This is a genomic window from Sphaerisporangium sp. NBC_01403, assembly GCF_045040145.1.
Taxonomy (GTDB): Bacteria; Actinomycetota; Actinomycetes; order Streptosporangiales; family Streptosporangiaceae; genus Sphaerisporangium; species Sphaerisporangium viridialbum.
Genome location: NZ_CP109534.1, coordinates 3,017,640 through 3,041,251, shown reverse-complemented (window position 1 = coordinate 3,041,251; position 23,612 = coordinate 3,017,640). Strand labels below are relative to the sequence as shown.

At 69.0% G+C, this 23,612-nt stretch carries 26 protein-coding genes and 1 pseudogene; 8 read left to right on the top strand and 19 right to left on the bottom strand.

What is annotated here, in order from left to right; genetic code table 11:
- Positions 1 to 445: 445 nt before the first annotated feature.
- The 4 genes from OG589_RS13835 to OG589_RS13820 all read right to left on the bottom strand — a co-directional run bounded on the left by OG589_RS13835 (position 446) and on the right by OG589_RS13820 (position 1,461).
- On the bottom strand, positions 446 to 706 hold the full coding sequence (locus tag OG589_RS13835; RefSeq protein WP_405149198.1) for a hypothetical protein: 261 nt from the start codon (positions 704 to 706) through the stop codon (positions 446 to 448).
- Between the two features lie 70 nt (positions 707 to 776).
- A complete protein-coding gene (locus tag OG589_RS13830; protein ID WP_405149196.1) occupies positions 777 to 917 on the bottom strand; it encodes a hypothetical protein in 141 nt (46 codons plus the stop codon).
- 10 nt (positions 918 to 927) lie between these two features.
- Complete coding sequence (locus OG589_RS13825) at positions 928 to 1,182, bottom strand: Tn3 family transposase (RefSeq protein ID WP_405149195.1); 255 nt, start codon at positions 1,180 to 1,182, stop codon at positions 928 to 930.
- Positions 1,183 to 1,212: 30 nt separating this feature from the next.
- Complete coding sequence (locus OG589_RS13820; protein WP_405149193.1) at positions 1,213 to 1,461, bottom strand: hypothetical protein; 249 nt, start codon at positions 1,459 to 1,461, stop codon at positions 1,213 to 1,215.
- A 92-nt stretch (positions 1,462 to 1,553) separates the two neighbouring features.
- Between OG589_RS13820 and OG589_RS13815 the strand changes: the two genes are divergently transcribed.
- Positions 1,554 to 2,699, top strand: a complete 1,146-nt coding sequence (locus OG589_RS13815) for a sensor histidine kinase (RefSeq protein ID WP_405149191.1) — start codon at positions 1,554 to 1,556, stop codon at positions 2,697 to 2,699.
- Positions 2,700 to 2,980: 281 nt separating this feature from the next.
- Positions 2,981 to 3,340 (top strand): annotated as a pseudogene (locus OG589_RS13810) (Tn3 family transposase); the annotation flags it as partial.
- On the opposite strand, the gene OG589_RS13805 reads toward OG589_RS13810, so the two are convergent.
- The gene (locus tag OG589_RS13805) at positions 3,294 to 4,499 is read right to left on the bottom strand and encodes an FAD-dependent monooxygenase (RefSeq protein ID WP_405149189.1); all 1,206 of its coding nucleotides are present in this window, start codon (positions 4,497 to 4,499) and stop codon (positions 3,294 to 3,296) included. The pseudogene OG589_RS13810 and the gene OG589_RS13805 overlap by 47 nt on opposite strands.
- Before the next feature lie 58 nt (positions 4,500 to 4,557).
- Positions 4,558 to 5,070 carry a TetR/AcrR family transcriptional regulator gene (locus OG589_RS13800; RefSeq protein WP_405149187.1) on the bottom strand — a complete coding sequence of 171 codons (513 nt, stop codon included), beginning with the start codon at positions 5,068 to 5,070 and terminating at the stop codon, positions 4,558 to 4,560.
- 664 nt (positions 5,071 to 5,734) lie between these two features.
- Between OG589_RS13800 and OG589_RS13795 the strand changes: the two genes are divergently transcribed.
- On the top strand, positions 5,735 to 5,938 hold the full coding sequence (locus OG589_RS13795) for a hypothetical protein (protein WP_405149185.1): 204 nt from the start codon (positions 5,735 to 5,737) through the stop codon (positions 5,936 to 5,938).
- A gap of 104 nt (positions 5,939 to 6,042) precedes the next feature.
- Here OG589_RS13795 and OG589_RS13790 read toward each other — a convergent pair whose 3' ends face one another.
- The 3 genes from OG589_RS13790 to OG589_RS13780 all read right to left on the bottom strand — a co-directional run bounded on the left by OG589_RS13790 (position 6,043) and on the right by OG589_RS13780 (position 7,546).
- Positions 6,043 to 6,366 (bottom strand): hypothetical protein, encoded by a 324-nt coding sequence (locus OG589_RS13790; RefSeq protein ID WP_405149184.1) that lies wholly within the window; start codon positions 6,364 to 6,366, stop codon positions 6,043 to 6,045.
- A gap of 335 nt (positions 6,367 to 6,701) precedes the next feature.
- Entirely contained in the window at positions 6,702 to 6,833 is a 132-nt protein-coding gene (locus OG589_RS13785) for a hypothetical protein (protein WP_405149183.1), read from the bottom strand.
- Between the two features lie 275 nt (positions 6,834 to 7,108).
- Positions 7,109 to 7,546, bottom strand: a complete 438-nt coding sequence (locus tag OG589_RS13780) for a MarR family winged helix-turn-helix transcriptional regulator (RefSeq protein WP_405149182.1) — start codon at positions 7,544 to 7,546, stop codon at positions 7,109 to 7,111.
- 145 nt (positions 7,547 to 7,691) lie between these two features.
- Here OG589_RS13780 and OG589_RS13775 point away from each other — a divergent pair, with 145 nt between their 5' ends.
- Positions 7,692 to 8,111: an SPW repeat protein gene (locus OG589_RS13775; protein ID WP_405148818.1), complete on the top strand. Its 420-nt coding sequence runs from the start codon at positions 7,692 to 7,694 to the stop codon at positions 8,109 to 8,111.
- An 87-nt stretch (positions 8,112 to 8,198) separates the two neighbouring features.
- Positions 8,199 to 8,741: a patatin-like phospholipase family protein gene (locus OG589_RS13770; RefSeq protein ID WP_405149180.1), complete on the top strand. Its 543-nt coding sequence runs from the start codon at positions 8,199 to 8,201 to the stop codon at positions 8,739 to 8,741.
- Between the two features lie 216 nt (positions 8,742 to 8,957).
- On the opposite strand, the gene OG589_RS13765 is transcribed toward OG589_RS13770, so the two are convergent.
- From OG589_RS13765 to OG589_RS13750, 4 genes are all read right to left on the bottom strand, one after another.
- Positions 8,958 to 12,053: a Tn3 family transposase gene (locus OG589_RS13765; RefSeq protein ID WP_405149178.1), complete on the bottom strand. Its 3,096-nt coding sequence runs from the start codon at positions 12,051 to 12,053 to the stop codon at positions 8,958 to 8,960.
- Positions 12,054 to 12,236: 183 nt separating this feature from the next.
- Positions 12,237 to 13,049, bottom strand: coding sequence for an aminoglycoside 3'-phosphotransferase (locus OG589_RS13760; RefSeq protein WP_405149176.1), 813 nt, complete (start codon positions 13,047 to 13,049; stop codon positions 12,237 to 12,239).
- A gap of 325 nt (positions 13,050 to 13,374) precedes the next feature.
- Positions 13,375 to 13,890: a GNAT family N-acetyltransferase gene (locus tag OG589_RS13755; protein ID WP_405149174.1), complete on the bottom strand. Its 516-nt coding sequence runs from the start codon at positions 13,888 to 13,890 to the stop codon at positions 13,375 to 13,377.
- A gap of 209 nt (positions 13,891 to 14,099) precedes the next feature.
- Entirely contained in the window at positions 14,100 to 14,534 is a 435-nt protein-coding gene (locus tag OG589_RS13750; protein WP_405149172.1) for a MarR family winged helix-turn-helix transcriptional regulator, read from the bottom strand.
- Positions 14,535 to 14,627: 93 nt separating this feature from the next.
- Here OG589_RS13750 and OG589_RS13745 point away from each other — a divergent pair, with 93 nt between their 5' ends.
- Positions 14,628 to 15,509 (top strand): SDR family NAD(P)-dependent oxidoreductase, encoded by an 882-nt coding sequence (locus OG589_RS13745; RefSeq protein WP_405149170.1) that lies wholly within the window; start codon positions 14,628 to 14,630, stop codon positions 15,507 to 15,509.
- Positions 15,510 to 15,741: 232 nt separating this feature from the next.
- Positions 15,742 to 16,983 carry a beta-ketoacyl-[acyl-carrier-protein] synthase family protein gene (locus OG589_RS13740; RefSeq protein ID WP_405149168.1) on the top strand — a complete coding sequence of 414 codons (1,242 nt, stop codon included), beginning with the start codon at positions 15,742 to 15,744 and terminating at the stop codon, positions 16,981 to 16,983.
- A gap of 17 nt (positions 16,984 to 17,000) precedes the next feature.
- Here OG589_RS13740 and OG589_RS13735 read toward each other — a convergent pair whose 3' ends face one another.
- The 6 genes from OG589_RS13735 to OG589_RS13710 form a co-directional block, all read right to left on the bottom strand.
- Positions 17,001 to 18,056 carry an ATP-binding protein gene (locus OG589_RS13735; protein WP_405149166.1) on the bottom strand — a complete coding sequence of 352 codons (1,056 nt, stop codon included), beginning with the start codon at positions 18,054 to 18,056 and terminating at the stop codon, positions 17,001 to 17,003.
- A gap of 6 nt (positions 18,057 to 18,062) precedes the next feature.
- Positions 18,063 to 19,598 carry a circadian clock protein KaiC gene (kaiC, locus tag OG589_RS13730; protein ID WP_405149164.1) on the bottom strand — a complete coding sequence of 512 codons (1,536 nt, stop codon included), beginning with the start codon at positions 19,596 to 19,598 and terminating at the stop codon, positions 18,063 to 18,065.
- Complete coding sequence (locus tag OG589_RS13725; RefSeq protein ID WP_405149162.1) at positions 19,595 to 19,918, bottom strand: circadian clock KaiB family protein; 324 nt, start codon at positions 19,916 to 19,918, stop codon at positions 19,595 to 19,597. The genes kaiC and OG589_RS13725 overlap by 4 nt, the downstream gene beginning before the upstream one ends.
- A gap of 255 nt (positions 19,919 to 20,173) precedes the next feature.
- Positions 20,174 to 20,962, bottom strand: a complete 789-nt coding sequence (locus OG589_RS13720; protein WP_405149160.1) for a hypothetical protein — start codon at positions 20,960 to 20,962, stop codon at positions 20,174 to 20,176.
- Positions 20,949 to 21,464 (bottom strand): SigE family RNA polymerase sigma factor, encoded by a 516-nt coding sequence (locus tag OG589_RS13715; RefSeq protein ID WP_405149158.1) that lies wholly within the window; start codon positions 21,462 to 21,464, stop codon positions 20,949 to 20,951. Before OG589_RS13715 ends, OG589_RS13720 begins: the two co-directional genes overlap by 14 nt.
- A gap of 108 nt (positions 21,465 to 21,572) precedes the next feature.
- Positions 21,573 to 22,739, bottom strand: coding sequence for an erythromycin esterase family protein (locus tag OG589_RS13710; RefSeq protein ID WP_405149156.1), 1,167 nt, complete (start codon positions 22,737 to 22,739; stop codon positions 21,573 to 21,575).
- Between the two features lie 91 nt (positions 22,740 to 22,830).
- On the opposite strand from OG589_RS13710, the gene OG589_RS13705 reads away from it, so the two are divergent.
- Positions 22,831 to 23,514 carry a TioE family transcriptional regulator gene (locus OG589_RS13705; protein ID WP_405149154.1) on the top strand — a complete coding sequence of 228 codons (684 nt, stop codon included), beginning with the start codon at positions 22,831 to 22,833 and terminating at the stop codon, positions 23,512 to 23,514.
- Positions 23,515 to 23,612: the final 98 nt, after the last annotated feature.

Genomic DNA, 23,612 nt, shown 5'->3' with positions numbered 1-23,612 from the left:
TTGAGCACGGCGTCGGACTTCAGCCGGCGGGGGCGGCTGTGCAGCACCTGGTCGCGGTAGGTCAAGGTGAGGGGATTCCCAGGTAGGCGCGGCCGATGCCGTCGTGCCAGGTGGGGTGTATGACGGTGGCGTCGGCATCGATGCACCAGGCGTGCTCGAAGGCCGGCTGCCCGTCCAGGTCAGGGACCGCGAACCCTCCACATAGCGCAGGCCAGGCACGGCGGCGGCCAACCGGCGCGCGTTGTGGTAACACGCCTGGTCCGGCCCTCGCCACCGATGGAGGCTGCTGGGGAACGCGGCGGGCCGGCACCACTGTCCCAAATCCAGGACGATGGCGTACGCGGACCCGTACCGGCGGCCGCGCACGGCAGGATGGCTTTTCGCCCACGCCCAAAGCGACGAAGCGAGTTCCCGCTCCGCCTTGGTCGCGGCGAATACGGGCTGTTCACCGCTCAAGATGGCCGACCGGCCCGGGGATGTCCGGCTCGGGGCGCGCCTGCGCCTTGCCCGGCAGGTGCCCGCAGACACGCCAGGCATCTACCGCCTCCTGCACCAGTCGGCGGCTCTGGTTCCTCGCCTCTGGGCGGCTGATCTGCGCCGAGGTCCGCCTCGTCGCCCCAGCCTGCCCGAGGTACCGGTGGATCAGGGCGTCCACGTACCCGAGCCCGGGTTGTTGCACGCCGGGGTTACTGTTTTCCTCGCCCATATAGGCGAGCATTCCACCCGAGGCACAGCCGCCACGCTGATCTGCGGCTATGTGTTCAGGAAAGGGGCGATCAGGCTCTGTCCGTCTCAGGGTCCGCGAACGTGACGGCGGTTGCATCGCTCTGGCCGGCCAGGCCGAGGTCGAGGTGATTGGTCATGTCGAGTTCGAAGCGTCCGTACAGGTTCAGATGCGTCCAGAACAGAGCCGGCAAGCCGCGCCGGTCAGCGTCGGTGAGCCTGCTTTCGCCACTTCGGCTCGGCCAGAACGATCTGCACCATCCTGGTGTTCAGGTAGACGATTGCGGACTGGACCAAGTGGAGGGCCAGGGCGGAGGCTTCGACGTGTTCGCGGTCGTCGCCGGTGAGGTCGCCGTCCTTGCCGAAGATGTCCCTGTTGGCCGAGTTCCAGTTCTCCACCACATTCAACCCTTCGTGGATCTCGCGGCGCAGTTCCTCCTCGGTCGGGCGTTTGGGCATGCGCGAGGCTCGTAATCCGCAGGGTGGGTGTCAGGAGTTGATGTCGCGGCGGTTGAACCAGATCAGTCCGGCTGTGATCAGGACCGCCGAGATGCCGAGCATGGCGCCCGCGTCGGCCCACCGCATGCCGTTCTTCAGCGGCTCGCCGCCGATGTAGTAGTGAAAGGAGGACAGGTACCTCAGGCCCTCGGCGCCGAGCCGAGCAGCCCCGCCCGCGAGCCGGTGACCGAAGACATGGTGTAGCTGGATAGGCCGGACTGGGGTGTCCGGAGCGAGCATCGGGCGACGCCGGTGCCGAAAAGATCGCGACTGAGGCGGTGCCGCCGACCCTGAGTCGTGTTTACGCTGGTAAAGACTGCATGATGAGTGGTATGCGGGGGAAGTGGGCTGGGTTCACCGCACACCACCGTGGCGAGATCGGGGACGTGCTGCTGGCTGCTGCCGTCCTGGCGTTCACGATCCCGACGACGCTCATGGGCGAGTCCTTCTCGCTGGTGGGTCGCGCGCCGCAGTGGCTGCTGATCCTCGTCGGCGCCGTCACGGCCGTGACCATGCTGCTGCGTCGTCGTACGGCCTGGCCGATGATCGTCGGCGCGGTCGCCTGCGCCGTGCTCGCCGGGGCGACCGTGCCGCTGGCCCTCGCCGCCTACTCGATGACGGCGGAGGCCAAGGTGCGCCGCTGGCGGTGGGTCGCCATGGCCATGACGGGCGTCTACATCGTCGTCGACTACGTGAACCCCCACACCGACCAGTTCCTTTACCTGACCACCGTGCGGGCGCTGACGCTGGTGTACCTGCCCGCGCTGGTCGGCACGTGGGTGCATGAATACCGCAGCATGAACGCCGAGCTGCGTACCGGGGTCAGGCTGCGTGAGGAGCACGCCGCCTCCCAGGAGCGGCGGTGGATCGCGGCTGAGCTGCACGACACCGTGACCCACGCGGTCACCACCATGGTGCTCAATGCGGGGATCATCCAGGACACCGAGGACCACGCCGAGGTCCGCAAGCTGGCCACCACCATCGAGGACAAGGGCGTGCAGGCGCTCACCGAGCTGCGCGGCCTGCTCACGGTGCTCCGGCGCGAGGAGGTCTACCAGTCGTTGCAAGGGATGGAGGCGATCCCCCAGCTGGTGGAGGAGGCGAGGGACATCGGCCTGCGGATCGACCTCCACCTCGACGTCCCGCAGGGCGCCCTGTCCCGGCAGCTGGGCCACGAGTGCTTCCGGGTGGTCCAGGAAGGGCTCAACAACGTCCGCAAGCACGCGCCCGGATCGCAGGTGCGGGTCGTCTGCGAGGCCAACGGTGACGTGGTCAACGTCTCGGTGGTGAACACAGGGGAGGGCCGGACGGAGACCGTCCGGGACTGCCCGGTGCTGGAGTCGGGCTTCGGGCTGGCCGGCCTGTGGGAGCGGATCACCCTCGCCGGAGGCCGGCTCGAATCAGGCCCCACGACCGAGGGCGGTTACGCCCTGACGGCCCAGGTCCCCTTCCAGCCCGTACGAGAAGACCAGACATAGATCAACTCGCGTGGCGCCCCGAGACGCGGTGTGGCGAACGACGCCGGTGTTCCCTCGGCCCGCCCGCGATTCTCAGGTCGGAGGAGATGCTCACCCGCCGGCCGAGCTGAGCAGAGGGACGGATACGGGCGCGATCGTAGCCGAGGCGGGCGCGGCCGGTGTGCGGGCAGACGTCAGCGGTCGCAGGCCGCCGGGCGGGGACCGGACGGCGGGGAGGGCATTCATGACGAAGAGCGTTGCCGGCGAACTCGCCGGCCTGGAACTGCCGGTCGAGATCCGCCAGGCCTAGCAAGGGGCAGGAGGAGCAGCTCGCCGTCCTCGGCCTGGTCGTGAACGCCGTCGTGTTGTGGAATTCGACGTACCTGTCGGCGATAGTCGACCACCTGCGGGCCCAGGGCTGGAAATCCACCGGGGGCGCTGGCGTGACCGACCAGGACGTGGCGCGCCTGTCCCCGCTCGGTCACGCTCACCTCAACTGCCTGGGCCGCTATGCGATCACCCCGTCGGGCCCCAGCCAGGGGCTACGGCCGCTGCACTCACCCGGCAGCGGCCCAGGCCGAGGAGGAAGACTGACCGTGAACCGGAGCGGTGGCGCTACGGGACCGCCGGTTCGGTCGCGGTGCCGGAGGCCTGGCGCATGACGTCGGCGAGCCTGGTGTTCTTGCCCGCGAGGATGGAGCTCACGTAACCCTTGACGAAGGGCACCCGGGTCAGCCCGAGCATCACGCGCCGGACCCGTAGATCGGTCGGCGAGGAGGGCAGGAACCAGCGGGCCATCGACCGGGCGTTGCGCTGCTTCTCCTCGACCACGGGCCGCCACAGGCGCTCGAACCCGGCGGTGGCCTGCTCGACGGCCGGGGCGTGCGCGAGCCGGTCCGCGAGCAGGAAAGCGCCGGAGATGCCGAGCGAGGCGCCCTGCCCGGCGAGCAGCGACACGGCGTAGGCGGCGTCTCCGAGCAGGACAACCCGGCCGGTGTTCCACTCCGGAAGCTCGATCTGCGCGACCTGGTCGTAGTAGATTTCCTCGGCCGGGGGGCACTGCTCCAGCGCGCGCGGCGTCACCCAGCCCAGGCCGGTGTAGGCCCGCTGGATCGCCTCCCGCGGGTCGTCCGGAATCGTGGGGTCGGCGCTGCGGTGGACCGCGAACGTGGCGACGCGGCCGTCGCGGAGAGCGTAGAAGCCCAGCTGCCGGTTGACGGAGTCGGTGAGGCAGAACGCGCGCTTGGTGGCGGCGTGCACGTCCGGCGCGTCGAAGGTGAACGCCGCCGTGTGCAGACCCAGGTAGCGCAGGTAGCGATCCTCCGGCCCGAACACCAGCCGGCGGACGGTCGAATGGATCCCGTCGGCGCCCACGAGCAGATCGGCGTCCAATACGGTGCCGTCCTCCAGCGTCACCGCCACGCCGTCGGTGCGGTTGGCCACCTCGGTCAGCGCCGTGTCGTAGCGCAGCTCGACCTCGGCCGGCAGGTTCTCCCGCAGCACGGCCTCGATGTCGGGGCGCATGAGGCTCAGCAGCGGGCCGCGCGAGAAGCTCTTGGTCCGGAGGGTGGCGCGGCGGCGACCGTTCCGGTCGACCAGGTGCCCCTCGTCATAGTGGTAGGCCGCCCGTTCGAACGCGGGCAGCAGCCCCATAGCCTCGACCGCCTCCAGCCCGGGGCCGAAGAAGTCGATCATGTATCCCTGGGGGCGGGGCCCGGGGGCCCGCTCGACCACCACGACCTCGCCGCCATGGGCGGCGAGCCGGTGCGCCAGGGCCAGGCCGCTGATCCCGGCCCCGCAGATCACTGTTCGCACTGTCATTCCTCCCTGGGGGACATGGAAACGAGCCTGCGCAGCACCGCCGAGGGGTCGTTCGCCTTCAGGCCAAGGCCGCGGTGCAGCAGAACGCCGTCCAAGGAGGCCGCCAACACGGCGGCGGTCGCGAAGGGGGCGGGCACCCCGTGCCGCTCCAGCCACCCGCCGAACCGCTGCCCGAATCAGCGACCAGCCCGGCGATCCGCTCGCGCAGCTCGTCGTCGCGGGTGCTCGCCAGATACGCCTCGATGAACAGCAGCGAGGTGGCGTCGGCGCCGGTGCACTCCTCGACCGACGCGAGCATCGTCTCGATCGCGTCGGCAGGCGACCGGGTGTTTTCCAGCAGATCGTTCAGCCCGGCCAGCAACTCCCGCATCCGGCTGGTCGCGGCCTCGTTCAGCAGACTCGACAGCGAAGGGAAATGGTAGTGCACCACGCTCGGCGTCACCCCGGCGCGCTCGGCGAGGATCCGGGTGCTCACCGCCGCCCAGCCGCGTTCGGGGATGAGCTCCGCCGCCGCGTTCAGCAGCCGTTCCCGAACGGCGCGCCCACGCTCGGCCGCTGGGGAGACCATCATTCACTCCCAACTAGGGCGATCGCCCTGTACGACTGCCCTGATCGTAGACCACACCCGACCACGCTCAAGTCGAACCGCGTTCAGGCAGGTCACGCGCGGGTGAAGGTGCGCTCAGACGGGTGGAGTCCGCGTTCGGGTGTGGCCGGGGACGGCGGGTTCAGCCGAGAATGACCTACTGGCCGATGTCGCCGCTCTTAAGAAATATCCCGTGAGTTCCTTGGAGCCTCTTCGGCCTCTATAGCCCCAGGACCTGGGCGACACGATCTCGCTCGCGACATCGACAAAAGTCCGTGGGTTCCCCGTGCGCATGTTCATTGGCGCTGAACCCGCAGGGATTGCGCCAGCAAAATATGTCATCCGGCGTCTGATCCCTTTCGGGGTCTCCCGCTCGGATGAGCTGCCCTCCTACCTTCGGAGGGGAGATGTTGCGCCGCCGGGCGGGGACGTCGGCTCCGGATGGAGGCATGCCGGGTGAGATCGGACGGCCGCGGGAGCGAGGGCCAGGAGCAGAGCGACACCAGCGCGAAGGAACGCCGCCCGGCGTTGTGGCGGAGACGGCAGGAAGGCGGCCGGCCACACAAGCACAGCGTGCGGCTGTCGGCCGTGGGAGTCAGCCCAAATAGACCAAAACCCAGGGGCCCGGTGATCGCACCTCCGTCATGCGATGCCGCCGGCGAGCCCCGCGAGCCAGCGGTGCGGGGCCGATCGGCTGCCAGGCGCCACCACGGTAGACCCGGGCGGTCACGGCCAGGCGGCGGCGCAGCAGTTCGAGGGCCGCCTGCGCGCGGCCTTTCTGCACCAAGCTCAGGCCGGCAACCTGGTCGAGATCTTCCAGCCCGCCACCCGGCCCGACGCACTCACACCCTGAGCCGCAGCTCACACAAGTGATCGGTGGCTGTCCCTCAGCGGTGCAGGCGTGCAGCTCACCCCGTCGCCGTCTTCATGATGTGACGCGGGGCCACGGGATCCTCGCTAGATGACGACGCGCCGTGACACGATGCCGCTGCCGATATCGTGTCCGCACCAGAGGTCGAAATGCTCGCCTGGGCGGAGGTATTCGGCGGCTTTGTCGTCGGTGACGACTATGGTCACGATGTGGTCTTTGTCCCCCGGGGTCAACGGCTTCCAGTCGTCGGCTGTGATCGCCGCGGCGAAGGGCCGGCTGCGGATCACGCCTTCCTCCTGATGATGTGCGCAGACGGTCAGTGACTGCGTACGGTGCGGCAGAGCGTGGGGTAGGCCGCCCTTCTCGGACGGCAGGAGTGTGATCAGCGCTCTTACTTTCATCCTGTTCATCAGCTACGACCTTCCCTTGCCATGTCGGCCCGTCCGGGCCGTGGTCGTGTTCTGCTGGCACATCGGTGATTCCATGGTCATCGTGGTCGTCACCGGCCGGCATCGGGTTGAACGGCGGTGACGGGTCCGTAGCGGGCCAGATCCACCAGCCGCCGCGCTGGAACCGCCGGATCCAGAGCCACCCGGCCCAGACCGAGGTGAGGATCTCCTCCACCAGGCCCAGCGCCTTCACCATCCCCGGCCCCGAGGCCTTCGACGGGCCGGGTCCGCCCCCGCTCCAGCTCCGACTTCCGCCTCCCCACCGGCACCTCCAGCAGTGCTTCCAGCCGCTCCACCTACTCAGGGGTCGGCAGCTCCGCCGACCTCTCATACAGCCGCTGCGTCGCCGCATCCCGCTCGCGGGCCACCAGCCGGGTCAGCGTGGTGACCCCGGGCAGCAGCACGTCGTGCTCGCGCAGCCACCGCACCGCCCACTGGAAACGCCGTCGGGCCGTCCCCGGAGTTCCACGCGTGCGCCCATCGCTCGGGCGGTCGCCGCGCCGACTGCCGAAGAAGCACCTGTGATGAACACGCGGGGGCACTGGCAAGTGCCCCCGGCCCTCGACGCTAAGTGGACGCCGGGCCGGCAGACCTGGATGACATCCCGCTCATCGCGGCTCCACCGCCTTGCGGCGAAGATCACCGGCTCCGGCTGCTGCCCAGGCCGGATACTACGGTGGACGGAGAGCTGTACGACACGCCCTCACGGAGCCTGCGGTACGGCGGCCTCCGGCTCGATCAGCGCGTTGACCAGAGGAGCCAGCCGCCGGAGCTCTTGCAGGTGGGTGGCGCCGAGCAGGGCCAGCTTGCCCTCGCCGGCTCTGGTGAGCTTCAGGCGCACGACGCGGCGATCCTTGCCTTCCCCGCGGTTGCGGGCGACGAGACCGAGCTGCTCGACGCGATCGATCAGCTGCACAGTGCTGTGATGCCGGGTGCACAGGTAGTCGGCGAGTTCTCCGATGGTGGGCCCACGCGAGTCGTCGTGGCCGCGGATCGCCAGCAGCAGCTGGTGCTGGGTGCCCGTCAACCCCACTTCGGCCGCCCGCTCCTCGCTCCACCGCAGGAAACGGCGTACGCCCACCCGGACCGCGAGCAACCTCGCATACTCCCGGTCGTCGAGGCCTTTGAACGGTGGCACCATGGGCCTACACCTCCTGAAGTGATATTATCATAATACGATATATGAGTAAGGCGAACTGCGGGACCGCGCTTCACCGCGCCCCTGGAAGCGGCCGTCTTGCTCGAAGCCACACGCACATACTGCGTTCGAGAAGGTGGTGGAAGACATGGCGGGTCAAGCCATGAAGCTGCACCCCGACATCGAGGAGTTGCGGGCGAAGTACGAGCTCGCCGCGGAGGCACCGGCCGCCAAGGCGGTCGCCGGCCTCACGTTCCTGACCGGGCTCTACCTGGCGATCTCTCCCTTCGTGGTCGGGTTCAATCGATTCGCGACCTTGACCGGGAACAACCTGATCGTCGGGATCGCCTTGGCGATGCTGGCCCTCGGGTTCGCCTCGGCCTACGGCCGGACTCACGGCATCACCTGGGTCGCACCGCTGATCGGCGTCTGGACGATCATCGCTCCCTGGGTCGTCAGCGGCGACGTCGCCTCCACGGCAACGATCTGGAACAACGTGGTGACCGGCGCGGTGGCCGTGCTGCTCGGGCTGGGCGCGATGTTCCTTGGGGGAAGCCGGGCCCGGTGACTCGCGGGACGACGCCCCTTTCTCGGCTGGAAGCCGGACCTGGCAGCCCGGCTTCCAGCCGAGGCCGGATCTCCCGGAGGTGAGGTGATGAAAGCGTTCGTCTTGTGGGGCGCGGGCAGCCTCGGCGCCGCTCAGGTGGGGATGTTGCGAGCGCTGACCGAGAATGGGATCCGGGCCGATCTCGTCGTCGGCGCGTCGGTCGGGGCGCTCAACGCGGCGCACTACGCGACCCACCCGAGCCCCGCAGGCGTCGAGGAGTTGGCGGGACTGTGGCTACCGGTGGGCCGTCACGACGTCTACCCCCTCAGCCTGCCCGAGATGGCGCAGGTCTTGGTCCAATCTCTGCCCTGGCACCCGCTGCACGGGGCGTTGCGCGCACTCGGCGCATTGAACTACGCCTTTCCGGTCAATCCGCTCACCATCGAGGCCGCGATCCAACTCGTACCCGTGTTCGCGCAGCTGGGCAGCTGGGGACTTCGCCACCGACCCACGAGCAACGCGCTGAACGCTCGCGCCGTGATGCTTGAACAAGGCGGCCCCCCGCTCTGGCAAGAGTTCATGACGAGCTTCGCCGCGAGCACCCTGGCTCCAAACTCCCAGCGCGATCACCGAGTATTCGCGAGCGCCTGAACGCGGCCTACCTCGCTGCCACCAACTCCCCGTAGCTGCCAGGCCGGCGGCCATGTCCCAAGGCGCCAACGGACGTCGCCCGAGATGATGGCTCACAAAGGAACGGCATACGGGACACTCCGCGCGGCCGCCCGAGTGCGCAAGATTCGTGTCGATGTCCTCAGTCGTGTGCACGGCTGTCGCGGAACCTTGGTTTGAGAGTGGCCGCTCGGCCCGTCAGGCGGAGGGTCCGCCGGGGAACAGGGCGCGCGGTTCGAGGTCCAGCCGAGTGGCCGGCACCGCGTCGGGTGGGTCCAGGTCGAGCACGAGGTCGCCGAGCCGACGAATGGTATGCGTGATGTACGGGGAGATGGTGGCCAGGTCGTCGTGGTCGACCGGGTGCCCCTCGGCGGCCAGCGCGTTCGCCGCGTCGGTGATGTCCAGCGCGGTGGAGTAGATGGCGCAGTTGGCCATCAGCTCGTTGAACTTCACCACCAGCTCCTGGTGCTCGGGGTCGTTGTGGCCGATCAGCTTCCCACCGACCATCAGCCATTCCGAGTAGCCGTGGAACGCCTCGGCCTTGTTGGTGATCGCGGTGATCTGCTCCCTGAGTTCGGGTTCGGACAAGTACCGCAATAGCGTGATCGTGCGGATGACGCGGCCCAGCTCACGGAACGCCCGGTACAGGCGGTTCTTGCGCGAGTGGTTCCCCAGGCGGCGCAGCAGCGTCACCGACGACACCCGGCCCTCGCGGATGGAGATCGCAGTGCGCAGCAGGTCCGTCCAGTGCTTCTCGATCAGGCCCCAGTCGATGGCATTGTCGCCGAACAGCGCGTCAATGTGCTGGTAGCGGGTGCGGGCGTCGGGACGGTAGAAGATCAGGTCGTGCCAATTGCGGATGCGCGGGAGAAGCTCGAAACCCAGCAACGTGGCCAGGCCAAACACCGGCAGCGACTGACCCTGGGTATCGGCGTGGATGGTAGCCGGCTGGATGTCGGACTCGTTGCGTAGTAACCCTTCGATGATGTAGACGGCCTCCCACACCCCACAGGGGATGAAGTGGGAGAACAGCGCGATGTAGGAGTCGGCGACGTGCCGCATGGCGATGCCGCCGTAGCCGCCGTAGCGGATGTGCGACTCGGCGAGCAGGTTGTTCTCCCAGGTGTCCACCTGCGATCCGTCGACCGCGACCACCTGGCCGTCGCCCCAGACCCCGGCCACGTCCAGCTTGGCGAACTCGTTGATCACGTCGGTGGAGCCGCGGTAGACCTTGCCGGGGTCGGAGTGCTTGTTGCCCGCGGTGTAGATCTCGTGCGCGGACACCTTGCCGCGCATGTGCCGGGCGACCTCGGCCGGGCCGAGGTTGGTGCCGTAGGCGTAGGTCGTGGTGACGTAGCGCCCCAGGGTGTCGCGGATCTTCGGGTCCGACCCGGACGCCGGGCCGAAGTAGCGGTGCCAGCCGGTCAGATACGCGGTGCGGGTGAGGATGTCCAGCAGGCTGCGCTCGGGCATCCGCTGGTGGATCGCGGCTTCCAACGCGATCGCCGAGGGCTGCCGATCAGCGCCCTTGCGGCGCTTGAGCACCGGTCGGTCGCCGTCCAGAACCAGGTCGGTGTTGGCCGGATACCCGGTGTCCACCTCGACGGCGGTGCGGGTCAGCTCGTGCCGGTAGTGCGCCACCAACTCGGCCGCGTCGGTCGGGATGCTGGCCTGGGCACAGAAGTCCACGGCGAGCGGCCGGCACTCGTCCCAGGTCATGAGCTGGGCGTGCAGGTTGGCGTAGGAGTCCGAGCCGGCGACCGCGATGTCCCCGGACCGCAGCTCGGCGGCCAGGTAGGAGAACACGCAGACCTCCAGGTGCCGACGGGCCAGCATCCCCGGCCGCTGCCGGTCACGCAGCACCTTGCGCCAGGCGTCGCTGGCGAAGCCGTCGACGTTCACGCTGACCGTGGTGTTCTGGCCGTCCACCTCGATCGGGGTGGTCTCCGGTATCCAGTCGCTGCGCCGGTCCCGGTTGGCGCGGATGAACTCCACCGCGTCCAGCACCGACGCATCCGCGCTGGTCGCCTCCAGTTTGATGGCGTCGACCAGGGTGAACAGCACCGGTCGGTGCGAGCGATAGAACCGCTCCAGCAGCGGCAGGTAGTTGTTGCCGTGGTAGGCCGACACGGATTCGGCTGCAGTGGCCAGGTCGTCGATGCCGCCGGCGTCCTCCAATGCCTTGAGCACCAGCCGGCCCGTTCGTTCTTCCACGCCCTCGGTGCCCGGACCCCGCCCATCCTCGGCGTTGGCCGGCGTTCCGGCGGTCGGATCGGTAGGCGTGGTGGCCTCGCGCGCGGCGGCCAACACCTCGCCGAGCACGCCGATCAACCGCTCGGTCTCGGCGCGGTTGGCCGCCTGGATCTCCTCCAGCCGATCCCGGCCCTTCTTGTGCAGGGCGGCCATGCGCTTGCAGAACATGGTCACCACCTCGTCGCGCGCCGTGGTCCGGCACTCGTGCACGAGGGTGATCAGCAGCGTCAGCCGCTTGTCGTTGTTGAGCACCTTGCGCATGTCCGCCGCGTCGGTCACCCGCGCCTCGCCGGCGAAATGCGCGATCTTGCCCGGCGGGATGCGCTCCAACCACGCCTCGGTCGGCCCCAGCGCGTCCAATGCGGCCAGGTGCGCCAGACGATCCTTGAACTTGCCCAGCGTCGCGGCCTGCGCCGACTGCTTCAGCCGATCGAACTCGCTGCGCCGGGTCGCCGGGTCAACCCACAGCAGCCGCTCCAGCCGTGCCCGCTGCATCCGGTCCGGCCGGGCCACCACCGCAGCGAACATGCCGCCGTTGACCTCGGTGCGGATCGAGGCGGTCATCGCGTCCAGCGTGGTGTAGCCGGGTAACTCGCAGCTCTGCCGCACCAGCTCGTCCAACGCCACGTTGATCAGGTCCGCGGGGTTGTCCTTGGACTGCACCGCCTTGCGGATCGCCGCCTCGGCCACCTTCCGAACCTTGGCCGGCGTGTACTTCACGCCCAGCCGCGTGCGCACGAAGTCCCGGTGCCGCCACAGCGTCCGGTTCGACTCGTGCGCCGCCTCCACGGCTTCGGCCAGCTCCAACCTGCCGCGCACGTGCTCGACCACCACCGCCGGCACCTCGGCCAGCTTCGGGAAGTACCCCAAACGCTGGTAGCACTTCAGCAGCACCATCAGCGCCAAGAAGTGCTGCTCCGTCGTGGTCTTCGGACGAGCCCACTCGGCCTCGTCCGAGGTGGGCGTGAACGCCTCCGCCAGCTCCCGTGCCGACACCACCCTCTTGAACCGCGGATACGCGGTCCGATCAATCGACGCCACCCAGAACCCCGGAAGATCACCCCATAGGACGTGATCACCATACCCGCACGATCACCGGAGACGGTGTCAGTGCCGTTGACCAGCGGCTACCGGCCTTCGCGGCAGGGTTCTGGCGTATTCCGGTCCCACCCCCTGTCCGTCGTCGGCGACCGGCGACCTCAGGCCTGACGGCTCCCGGACCGGTTACGCCATGTCCCAGAGCAGGCGGTAGTAGGCGATGCGCTCCGGGTCCGGGGCGATCCCGTACGCGTTGTACAGGACGCCGTCGTATCCGGGGCCGTAATTCCAGTCTGTGCTCCACGCCGCGACCGCGAGGTCGGCCCACCGGTCGGCCACCCCGAGCGAACCGAGGTCGACGTGCGCGGCGAACGTGCCGTCGTCGTGCAGCAAGGTGTTAGGAACGCACGCGTCGCCGTGACAGACGACGAGGCGGTCGATCGCGGGCGGCTCGCCGATGCGCGCCCGGGCCTCCTCAAGCTTCAGATGCCGGTGCTCTGGGAACCAGTCAGCCGGTCCCTCGCCGCCGGTGATGCGCTCGTCGGCGCGTGCGAGCCGTCGATCGATGCTCCAGTCGTACGGGCACCGCTCCACGGGCAGGGTGTCGTGGAGCAGGCGCAGCCCTCGGCCGATCGCGGCCGTCGCGGTCGCCGGGTCGGCGATCCACCGAGGGTCCACCGCCGAGAGGCCGGGGACCGCTGCCGTGACCAGCCACGCGCCGTCGGCGTCCGCGCCGTGCTCGATGACCCGCGGGACGGTCACCCATCGCCGCGCCCAGGCCAGGCGCTCCGCCTCGCCGGGAAGGTCGATCTCCGGGGTGCCGGCGGCGACCCATTTGACGTACCTGGTGCCGCCGCGCCCGTCCTGGAGGCGGAACGTCAGGCCGCCGAGCTCGTTGCGCCACACCGGAGTGACGATGTCGCCGCCGGCGAGCGCCGTGACGACGTCGGGAACGGTCACGGGGCCGGTCGGGATCTCGGAGATGGCGGGGCGGCTCATGGGGACGTAACCCTCCCAGGGAGCGGCGCCAGTAACAAATTGTTTCTCGAGCCCGAGCCGAAGAGGGCCTGTCGGTGAGAACTCGCGCCGGTAGGCCGGCTCTCCAGGACGTACAGCGAGTCGCGCGGGGTACCGGCCACGACCATGCCGATCATGCCGGACGCCTGGTCGTTCAGCAAGGTCGCGCCGCGGCCCCTGCCGAAGGACTTGGGGTTACGACAAGACCCTTGAAGGCTTCCGGTAGCGATCATTAGCGGTCAAACCGATGCTCACCACGACAAACGCTTAGCTCACGATCCGCTTCCGATGTTCCTCAGACCCCGACTCACCGAGGATTCAAGGACAGCTCGTACTCGACCTGGGCGATCAGGTTGCCGTCTCCGAAGTCGTAGCCGCGAGCCGCGCCCGACTGGGTGAAGCCGCTTTTGGCGTAGAACCGGCGCGACTGGGGCGTGTCGCGCAGTGTCCACAGGTGCACCTGGGCGAAGCCGTCCTCGCGCAGCCTGCGCAGGGTGGCGGCCATCAGGGCGCCCGCGACGCCGGTGCCCCAGCCGCGCGGGTGGCCGAAGAAGCTGAAGATCTGCGCCGAACCGGGGCGAGCCGGCGAGGAACCGAAGAAGGAGAGGGCCAGCGGCCACCCGTCCAGCGCGGCCAGCATGACGACGTCCTCCCCCTTGGCGAGCACGTCGTGCCACTTGACGCGCCGGTGTCCCACCGCCTCGGCGAAGAACTCGGGGGCGAAGAAGCCGGCGTAGGCCGCCTTCCAGGACTCAGCGTGGATCTCACCGAGCGCTTCCCCGTCGCCCGCGGAAGCCTGGAAAACCGTGAAATCTTGGGCCACAAGGTCACACTATGCACCCCTGCGGCGATCAAGCCAGAGTGGCTTTGGGGTGGTTTCTCCCGCGTCCATCCTGTCGCTCGGTGGCGCGATATGGCCCCGGACTCCTACCTCTGACCCAGCGAAGTGGCGGCCGGGACTTCGTGACCGCGGTCTTCTTTGGTCCTGCGGGTAGTGATCACGGGCCCGGCAGACGGTCGTTCCCTTGCGTGTCAAACGCCCAGGCCCGCGTCGATGGCGTCGAGGAGTTTGCCCAGGTCCATCAGTTGTTCCCGCTCCAGCATTCCGAACACCTCGCGCAGGACGCGCTCGCCCGCTGCCGTACCGGCGGCCAGCGCCTTGGCGCCCTCCGTAGTGAGGCTGACGAGCTTGGAGCGCCCGTCCTCCGGATCTGCCGTCCGGTGGACCAGCCCCTCGCGCTCCAGCGCCTCGACGGACTGGGTGACCGACCGAGGGGCGTGACCGAGTTCTTCCGCCAGTGACGACTGCCGCATGGCACCGCGTCGATCGAGCACCTGCAAGACCTTCGTACGGGCCAGCGACAGCCCTCCGGCTGTCATGCCGTCGTCGACGACTCTGCGCAGGCGGTATCCGAGCGACAGGTACCGCAGTCCGATCTCTACGGGCGTCGCCATCCGATCACCCATGGTCATCACTCCTTGCCTCCGCCCAACTGGTGAGGTACCTCATCGAGTGTTACGTTAATGAGGTACCTCAACATTAGCCTCCAGGGGGAACTCATGGACACTCGGCCCGTCATCGTCATGACCGGCGCAACGAACGGCTTGGGCCGCCTGGCCGCTCTCGACCTGGCCCGCACCGGGGCCCGCCTCGGCATCGTCGCCCGCAGTCGGCACAAGGCTGACACGCTGCGGCAGGAGATCGAACAGGTCGCCCCCGAGACCCCGGTCGATGTCTTCTTCGCCGACCTGTCCCTGCTCACCGATGTCCGACGGTCCGCAGAGCAGATCGATGCGCACTACCCGCGGATCGACGTACTGATCAACAACGCGGGTCTGCATGCCTTCTCCCAGCGGGTCACCTCCGAGGGATTCGCCGAGATGACCGCGGTGAACTACCTCGCGCCGTGGGCGCTCACCAACGCTCTGCGCGACAAGATCACGGCCTCGGCACCCGCCCGGATCGTCACGGTCGCCTCCCGGGCCTCACTCCGGGCCGGCATCATCGACCCGCTCAAAGACCTGACCGACACGGCGGACTTCACCCGCCGCGAGTCGAGTCTGCTGTACGGCCGGACCAAGCTGATGGACATCATGTTCACCCAGGAACTCGGCCGACGGCTTGAGGGAACGGGCGTCGCGGTCACCTGCCTGTGCCCGGGCTTCAATGCCACCGGGCTCGGGCGTGAACTCCCCCTCGCCGAGACCCTGGAGAAGGTCCTCACCCGGCTGAACATCGGCAACCCCCAGCACGGCGCCGACATCATCGTGAAGCTCGCGACCGACCCCGCCTTCGCCGGCATCACGGGAGGCTACTTCGCCGCCAAGACCGCCAGGCCATTGGAGTGCCCGGAGATCGGCCGCAGCGAAACAATCCAACGCGCGCTGTGGGATGCCACCGCCGAACTCCTCCACGACATCCGGCGGCCCAACAGCACTTGAAAGGCTCAGGCCGTGGCCGACCCTGTCGCCTCGCTGCAGACACGATCGACGCCGTAGAGGCCCCATCACGGGCCGTCCTGGGCCGATATCGCCTACCGGACGGAGCGATCGAGGCGGCACCGACAAATCTCCGGCGAGATTTTCGTTGGGTGGGCCAGGTGTTCGGGTTGTGTGTGTGCTGGGAGCGTTGGGTGGTGGTCTGAGGGCTTTCCAGGGGACGAAGGGGGTCGTTATGGCGGACGGGATGAAGGTGGGCGCCTCGGTGACGGGGCTCGGGGCCACGACGCCACTGGGCGGGGACGTGGCGTCCACATGGGTCGGGATGCTGGAAGGGCGGTCCGGCATCACCGTCATAGAGGAGGAATGGGCGGAGGACCTGCCGGTACGGATCGCCGGACGGATGCGGGTGGACCCCGCCGAGGTGCTGGGCCGGGTGAAGGCCCGGCGGCTGGACCGCTGCCAGCAGGCCGCCCTGATCGCCGCGCGCGAGGCATGGGCCGACGCCGGGGCCCCCGAGGTCGACCCCGAGCGCCTGGCGGTGGTCATCGGCACGGGAGTCGGCGGGGTGCTGACCACGCTCGCCCAGGACGACGTGCTCGAGGCGTCCGGGGCGCGGAGGGTCTCGCCGTACACGGTGCCCATGCTGATGCCCAACGGGCCCGCGGCCGTGGTCAGCATCGAGCTCGGCGCGCGGGGCGGCGCCCACACGCCGGTGAGCGCCTGCGCCTCCGGGTCCGAGGCGATCGCCATGGGGCTGGACCTCATCCGCCTCGGCCGCGCCGACGTGGTGATCGCCGGCGGGGCCGAGGCGTGCGTGCACCCGCTCACCATGGCCGGGTTCGCGCAGGCCAGAGCCCTGTCCACCCGCAACGACGCCCCGCAGGAGGCCTCACGGCCCTTCGACGCCGGGCGCGACGGCTTCGTGCTCGGCGAGGGGGCCGCCCTGGTCGTCCTGGAACGGGCGGGATTCGCCGCGGCGCGTGGAGCCCGGGCGCACGCCACGCTGGCCGGTGCGGGCACCACCTCCGACGCCCACCACATCACCGCGGCCGACGCGGGCGGGCAGGTGCGCGCGATGCGGCTCGCCCTGACCTCGGCGGGGCTGGACCCGCTGGACGTCGGGCACGTGAACGCCCATGCCACCTCGACCCCGACCGGCGACCTGACGGAGGCCCGTTCGATCACCGAGGCGCTGGGGACCCATCCCACGGTCACCGCCGTCAAGTCGATGACCGGCCACCTGTGCGGCGCCGCCGGGGCGTTGGGCGCCATCGCCACGATCCTCGCCGTCCGCGACGGGGTCATCCCCGCCACCTTGAACCTGGACGACCTCGATCCCGAGGTGAAGCTCGACATCGTCACCGGGCGGCCCCGCCAGGGCCGGTGGGCGGCGGCGGTGGCCAACTCCTTCGGCTTCGGCGGCCACAATGCGTCCCTGACGTTCACCGCAGCGGGTGCAGGGGACCAGCCTTGATCCAGGCGGGTGAACGCTCAGGCCGGTGATGCCTGGGGTAGGCGGAGGCAAAAGCAAGCACCTGCTTCCTCGCCCGGTTCGAAGTAGGCGTCTCCGCCGTTGGCCCGAGAGAGGCTGCGGACGATCCACAGCCCCAGCCCCGAGCCATCGGTCTCTCGTACGCGATGCGGGCTACGGCTGAAGCGCCCGAACAGGCTCGGCACGAACTCCTCGGGCACGCCGGGCCCGTGGTCGCACACCTTGATCTCCACACCACCGGGCTGCTCGGCCACATGTATCTCGATCGGCGGGGCTCCGTAGGAGAAGGCGTTCTCCAGGTAGTTGACCATCATCTCCGACAACTCGCCGCGATCTGCCAGGACCCGGACTTCGGGATCGCACGATACGTACACGTCTCGGGGCCGGTCAGCGAACTCGGCCAGTCGCTCGAGGATCATCTCCAGCACCGGCACCGGCTCCACATAGGCGCGCGAGACCTTCGCGTCGATCTTCGCCACGGTGAGGAGCTTCTTGACCAGGGACTGGAGACGGGCCGTGCGATTCGCGATGCGGCCGAGGACGTCGGCTCGCTCCTCCTCGGTGAACGTCTCCCGGGGGTCACGCAGCATGTCCACCAGCTGGCCGATCCCCGTCAGCGGGTTGCGGACCTCATGAGCCGCCACGGCGATCACCGAGCCCTGGCGTTCGAGTTCGGCTTCGAGCTGTTGTTCGGCCTGCCGCCGGAGGGTGACGTCGCGCAGCGCGGCGACGTGCAAGCGTTCTCCTGCCACCGTCGTGGTGGTGGCTCGCATCTCGACCACCCGCGTCCGGCCGTCGGGCAGCACCAGGTCGATCTCGGTCGACTCGCCGGCGACGATCGGGTATCCGAACGGGGTGCCGAGGAGTTCGCCCGTTGGCCGGCCGAGCAGCTCCTCGGCGGCGGGGTTGCAGATCCGGATCACACCGCGATCGTCGACCGCGAGGATCCCGTCCGCCGACGCCGACATGACCATCTGCCCGGCGTCGCGCTCGAAATTCGCGGGTCGTGTCGGTTCGGTGTCCGGCCTCCGTCCGCCGTCGTGAGGCTCACCCATCAGGCCTCATCCGGGTGGTTCCGTCCAGTCCTCGGCCGTTCCGCGGTCTGGGTCGATCGGCCCCCGTGGGTCGGGGGGCGGCACGGCGGTGTCGGAGAGCACGCGGAAGACATCGGGGCAGGGGCCGCCGATGTGCATGCCGGCGCTATCGATGCTGACCTGGCGGATGGCGTGGTCATGTGCCGACCCCCGCGTCTGCAGGACGGTGATGGCACGCTGGACCGCAGCCGCCCCCTCGATGTAGCGCAGCACGATCGTCACGTCGGTGAGGCTGGCGATCTCCGTGATCGGCGCCGTGAACATCGACATTCCCATGCCGGTCGGTGCGCAGGTGAACAGGGTCGTGATCTCGTGCTGCCGCACGACCCCGCCCAGTGCGATCACGAAATCGAGCAGCGTGCGTGGCGTCGCCCTCCGCTCGAGGGCGGAGAGACCGTCGACGACGAGGCGGGCGGGCGCGAAGTCCGTGATGCCGCTGCTTATCCGGAGGAAATACTCCTCCACCGAGGCCACTTCCGGATACCCGGCGGCGACCTGGAGCAGTCCCGAGGCCTCCATGACGTCCAGGTCCAGACCCCAGCCGGCGGCGTCACGGCTGAGTTGCTCGCGAGTCTCGTCGAAGATGTGGAACAGGCAGCGTTCGCCCGCCCGGAACGCTGCATCCGCGAACTGGAGGGCCGACAGCGTCTTTCCGGCGCCGAGCGGCCCGGTGAGCAGGACGACCGCGTCCCGGAAGATGCCGCCGCCCACCATGGCGTCCAGTTCGAGGTTGCCGGTGGAGACCCGCTCCCGCGACGCATGCTCGCGTGGGGCGAGGAACGCGAGGGGAATGATGACCAATCCGTCTTTCGGGTCGATGGTGAACAGCCACTCCCCGGTACGGTGCGTGGTGCCGCGGAACTTGACGATCTCGATCGTCCGGCGCCGTCTTTCACTCCGCATGACGTTCCGCATGATCAAGACATTGTCCATGACGAACTCCTCGACGCCATACCGGGAAACGTGGTCGTACTCGTCGTCGCGTTCGGTGGTCAGGACCGAGGTGACGTCGAGCGAATCCAGGACCCGGGCGAGCCGATGCAACTCGTGGCGAATGAGCTCGCGGTCGTGGAAGCGGACGAAGACCGCGCCGAGCGAATCCAAGGAGAGCCGTTTGGCGCCGACCTCGCGCACGGCGCGATCGACGCGGGCCATCAGCGCGCCGAGGTCGTACGTTCCGACGGTGAGCGTCTCCTCACCGGTGTCCGCCGAGGCGTCGACGAACATCCACTTTCCCTCGGCCTCCCAGCGCGCGATGTCAAAGCCCAGGGAGCCGGCGTTGCGGCGGATGTCGGCGGGCGTCTCGTCGAAGGCGAGGAATACCCCTGGTTCGCCGAAGCGCATGATGCCCCGGGCGAGGAACTCCAGGGCGAACAGCGTTTTCCCGCTGCCGGTCGTGCCGGTCACGAGCGTGGACCGGCCGGCGGGAAGCCCGCCGATGGCGACCTCGTCGAAGCCGCTGATACCGGTAGGTGTCCTCTCGATCGCGGCGCCGCCCGTCATGGTGCCCCCTCTTGGGGGGACGATCTGTCCACGTCGGGCAGGTCGAGGAAAGCGGCGACCTTGTCTTGGTCGGACAGATCCCCGATGACCCGGAACCTCGGGAGCGGCGTGATCCTGATCACGGTGGGGGTGGCCAGCACCCGTTCCTTCTCCGCGAGATCCGGCCTTGCGGCGGCATCGATGACCTCGATCTCATGGCAGCCGGGCAGATAGGTCTCGCACAGGACTCGCAGATTCGACACCGCGGTCAGCGACCGCGGTGTCTGTCCGACCACGTACAACTTGAACGAGTAGGTCGCCACCGACCTCAACACCACCATGTCGTCGATAACTCGTGATCCGAACCGAGCGGGTCCCCCTTATCGACACCTCCCACGTCCCGTCGACCTGTGGCGGCCGCCACGCTCATGACGCCCTTGGCCACGTTCGCCCGGCGCCTTTCCGACCGGTCGTTCCCGGCCGGTCCAGGCCCCCTTCAGTACCCGACATACCCCCGCTGACCGGCCCGGATACCATGGCCCGCCAGTGATCTCCGGCTGTGCGTTCGGAGGGGCTTACTTGGTCTGGCTCCTAGGTCAGCCGGTGGCGGTGAGGCTCTTGGCGATCTTCTTCAGCTCGCGGTCGATGGCCTTGGCACTGTGGAGCTTCTTGGCGTAGACGGGGCTGAACATCACCTCCGCCCGCCGTCCCTCGCCGACGTCGACGATGATGGTCGGGGTGCCCTTCATGCCGTCCTCGCCGACCCACTGCCTGATCAGGAAACCGGTGGCGTCGCCGACGGGCACCTCCTTGCCCTTTCCCTCGGCGCTGTAGGAACGTACGCGGTCGTCGACCTCCTGGACGGCCTCGCCTTCGTAGACGTAGATCTGGACGCAGTAGAAGCCCTCCGCGTCACCGTCGTAGTTCCACGAGGTCGTGTACCTGTCACCGAAGTCCACCGACCAGTGGGACCACTGCAGGCCGTCGGGCAGGTAACCCACCTTGACGCGCCCGAACGCCTTTCCGTCGCCAAGGTCCCCGAGGTTGGGAGGCTCGGACGGGATGGGCGTCGCGGGGTCGTCGATGGCGGGCGGTTCCGGCACGGCCTGGCTGGTGAGGTCCGGCCGCGGGGTCTCGGAGGCCGCCACCGGCCCGCCCGCGAGAACCTGCGGTACGGCCGCCGAGCCTGGGGCGAGGACCAGGTAGGCGGGGGCCACCGTTCCGACGACGGCGACCGCGGTGGCCACGGCGGTGAGCCTGATCCGCTTGGTCCTGTTACGACGCGAGGACCGCATGACCCGGTCCACCAGGTCGGGGGCGGCGTGCAGCCGCGCGGTCTCGTCCGCCATCATCTGGCGAAGGTCGTCCTCACTAAGCATGGACATTCCTGATCACTCCTTCCGCTGATTCCTCGCCGATCGCCAGGCGGAGCTTGGCGAGCGCCTTCGACGCCTGGCTTTTCACCGTGCCCGCAGAGCAGCCGAGGACCTCCGCGGTCTGTGTCTCGCTGAGGTCCTCCCAGTACCGCAGGACGATCACCGCACGCTGCCGGGGAGGCAGTGCGCGCAGGGTGTCCATGAGCATGTGGCGCAGGTCGACATCGGTCTCCTGCGCCGACCGTTCGGGAGGGGTGTGCATCGGGATGATCCGCAGGATCGCCCGGCGCCTGGCACGGCTGATGGCGCCGTTGACGATGATGCGGCGGATGTAGGGCTCGGGGTTGTCGTACCGCACCCGGTCCCAGTTCTGGTACGTGCGCTCCAGCGCCGTCTGCAGCAGGTCCTCCGCCTCCCTCTCGTCGCCGCACGCGAGGTAGGCCACCCGCAGCAGGCTCGTGCCACGTGCGGCGACGAACGCGGCGAACCCGTCGTCCTCGCCGCCGCTCACGTCTGTTCGTCCAATTTCATGACCTCTAATACGCGTGGGCCCCGCCAGGCGTTGCCCCGCGGCGGCGGCCAAGGATCCCGATGCCGGACCGACGGCGAGCCGCGCCTGTCAACCCAGCTTTTTCAGCCTGACAGCCTGCTTGAGGAAGACGATGCCGTCGATCATGTCGAGCTGGGCCGGGTCCAGCGGGAAATAGGCGAAATCGTGGGAGGTACGCCGGGCGGGCTTCGTGATGGCCTCGGCCAGGCGGCGGGCGTCGATGAGAGAGTGGTCCCACGGGAGCGTGGACAGGATGCCCTCGACGGTGTCCGGGGACGGAATGTCGTCGCCGACCGTGCCGAGGGCCGAGGCCAGGAAGGCGTACCGGTCGCCCAGGTGCGCTTCGGCGATCGCCCCCGCGCTCCACCACTCCAGCGTCTGGTCACCGAACGGCATGAGGCTCTTGTTCCGCTGCAGGTGAAGGTTGCTGGCGAAGACCAGGGCCGGGCCTTGCTCGGCGACGGCACGCAGGTTGGCGGCCATCATCGCGTCCCGCAGGGCCGACAGCCGGGTCCACCGTTCCGGGGAGGCGTCGGCCAGCCAGTAGTGGTAGCGGAGCAGGCCGACGGCGGTGCGCCCGTACAGCGCCGCCCGCTCCCTGTCCTTCGCGCTCAGCCGCGGCACCTGAGTGTCGAGCAGCGCCACCAGATCGTCGGCGAGCAGCCGCAGCCGCTGGGCGTCGGCGGACTGGCCGATCGACTGGGACGGATCCATGGCCGTGGCCTCGTTCGACCACCGGTCGTCCGGGCCCAGCAGCGCGTCGAGAGTTTCCATCGTGCACGGGAGCGGGCCGTCGAGGAGGGCGTAGAGGGCGGTGAGCGCCTGGCGCGGGCTCTCGGCCCAATACTCCAGCGGGCCGTCGAAGCCGAAGAACCGGAGCTTTTCGTCATGCTCCTCGTTGTACGCGCGCATCCAGCTCACGAGCTCGCGGTTGGCCGGGGACGCGCCGAAGCCGTGGCTGAAGCCGCGCTCCATGACGTCATCGAGCGTGCCCGCGCCCGTCGTGATGTAGTCGTCCACCACGAGGCCCCTGAGGCAGTCGCTCTCGATGGCGAAGGACCGGTAGCCCTCGTGCTCGACCAGATTCCGGAAGATCTCGTTGCGCAACTCGCCCAGCTCCCCCACGAAGTGCCTGGCCTCGCCCAGGCCGAGCAGCAGGGGCTTGGCGGGAAGCGACCGGAGGAACGCCGAGACGCCCGCGCCATCGAGCGGCCGGGCCGTGTCCTTGATATCCATACCTTCAACGGTATCTCTGAACACTCGGTGTAAACTTTTCCCGGAAAATGCCCGCTCTCGTCGCGACGGACCTTCAATCGGTGATGCATCCATGAGGCCAGTGGACCTGGCGCGCGAGCACGGCCTGTCCACCCAGGCGATCAGGAACTACGAGGACGCCGGCATCCTGCCCGCCGCCCAACGCACCGTCCACGGCTATCGCACCTATACGCCGCTGCACGCGCAGGCCCTGCGCGCGTTCCTCGCCCTCGTGCCCGGGCACGGTCACCAGACGGCCACGTCGATCATGCAGGCGGTCAACCGGGGTGCCACCGAGGACGCGCTGCGGCTCATCGACGAGAGCCACGGCCAACTCCTCGACGACCGCCGCACCCTCCAGGCCGTCGAAGCCGCGCTCCGCGATCTGGCGCCCGTGCCGCAGGAGCGCGGCGACACGTTCATCGGCCCGCTGGCCAGGAGGCTCGGCATCCGCCCTGCCACCCTGCGCAAATGGGAGAACGCCGGGCTGGTCCGGCCGCGCCGCGACCCGCAGACGGGCTACCGGATCTACAGCGCGGCCGACGTACGGGACGTCCGGCTGGCCCACCAGCTCAGGCGGGGCGGCTACCTGCTGGAGCAGATCGCCCCGCTGATCGCTCAGGTCCGCTCCGCCGGAGGCGTCGCCCCGCTGGAGTCGACCCTGCGCGACTGGCAGGCCCGCCTGTCCGCCCGGGGCCGCGCCATGCTCAAGGGCGCCGCCCACCTGGACGCGTACCTCTGCGCCCGCGAACCCTGAGGCCGAGTCACGTCCACCACAGGAAACGGCATGGCCACGGAAGGAAACCATGCATGAGTGACGGGGCATTCCGCCTGATCAATGGTTCAGCATTCGCT

Bases quoted from the DNA above. Each gene is read 5' to 3' on its own strand.
- OG589_RS13835 (WP_405149198.1), bottom strand. From the start codon at position 706: ATGGGCGAGGAAAACAGTAACCCCGGCGTGCAACAACCCGGGCTCGGG.
- OG589_RS13825 (WP_405149195.1), bottom strand. From the start codon at position 1,182: ATGCCCAAACGCCCGACCGAGGAGGAACTGCGCCGCGAGATCCACGAA.
- OG589_RS13820 (WP_405149193.1), bottom strand. From the start codon at position 1,461: ATGCTCGCTCCGGACACCCCAGTCCGGCCTATCCAGCTACACCATGTC.
- OG589_RS13815 (WP_405149191.1), top strand. From the start codon at position 1,554: ATGCGGGGGAAGTGGGCTGGGTTCACCGCACACCACCGTGGCGAGATC.
- OG589_RS13805 (WP_405149189.1), bottom strand. From the start codon at position 4,499: ATGACAGTGCGAACAGTGATCTGCGGGGCCGGGATCAGCGGCCTGGCC.
- OG589_RS13800 (WP_405149187.1), bottom strand. From the start codon at position 5,070: ATGATGGTCTCCCCAGCGGCCGAGCGTGGGCGCGCCGTTCGGGAACGG.
- OG589_RS13795 (WP_405149185.1), top strand. From the start codon at position 5,735: ATGCCGCCGGCGAGCCCCGCGAGCCAGCGGTGCGGGGCCGATCGGCTG.
- OG589_RS13790 (WP_405149184.1), bottom strand. From the start codon at position 6,366: ATGAACAGGATGAAAGTAAGAGCGCTGATCACACTCCTGCCGTCCGAG.
- OG589_RS13780 (WP_405149182.1), bottom strand. From the start codon at position 7,546: ATGGTGCCACCGTTCAAAGGCCTCGACGACCGGGAGTATGCGAGGTTG.
- OG589_RS13775 (WP_405148818.1), top strand. From the start codon at position 7,692: ATGGCGGGTCAAGCCATGAAGCTGCACCCCGACATCGAGGAGTTGCGG.
- OG589_RS13770 (WP_405149180.1), top strand. From the start codon at position 8,199: ATGAAAGCGTTCGTCTTGTGGGGCGCGGGCAGCCTCGGCGCCGCTCAG.
- OG589_RS13760 (WP_405149176.1), bottom strand. From the start codon at position 13,049: ATGAGCCGCCCCGCCATCTCCGAGATCCCGACCGGCCCCGTGACCGTT.
- OG589_RS13750 (WP_405149172.1), bottom strand. From the start codon at position 14,534: ATGGGTGATCGGATGGCGACGCCCGTAGAGATCGGACTGCGGTACCTG.
- OG589_RS13745 (WP_405149170.1), top strand. From the start codon at position 14,628: ATGGACACTCGGCCCGTCATCGTCATGACCGGCGCAACGAACGGCTTG.
- OG589_RS13740 (WP_405149168.1), top strand. From the start codon at position 15,742: ATGGCGGACGGGATGAAGGTGGGCGCCTCGGTGACGGGGCTCGGGGCC.
- OG589_RS13735 (WP_405149166.1), bottom strand. From the start codon at position 18,056: ATGGGTGAGCCTCACGACGGCGGACGGAGGCCGGACACCGAACCGACA.
- kaiC (WP_405149164.1), bottom strand. From the start codon at position 19,598: ATGACGGGCGGCGCCGCGATCGAGAGGACACCTACCGGTATCAGCGGC.
- OG589_RS13725 (WP_405149162.1), bottom strand. From the start codon at position 19,918: ATGGTGGTGTTGAGGTCGGTGGCGACCTACTCGTTCAAGTTGTACGTG.
- OG589_RS13720 (WP_405149160.1), bottom strand. From the start codon at position 20,962: ATGTCCATGCTTAGTGAGGACGACCTTCGCCAGATGATGGCGGACGAG.
- OG589_RS13710 (WP_405149156.1), bottom strand. From the start codon at position 22,739: ATGGATATCAAGGACACGGCCCGGCCGCTCGATGGCGCGGGCGTCTCG.
- OG589_RS13705 (WP_405149154.1), top strand. From the start codon at position 22,831: ATGAGGCCAGTGGACCTGGCGCGCGAGCACGGCCTGTCCACCCAGGCG.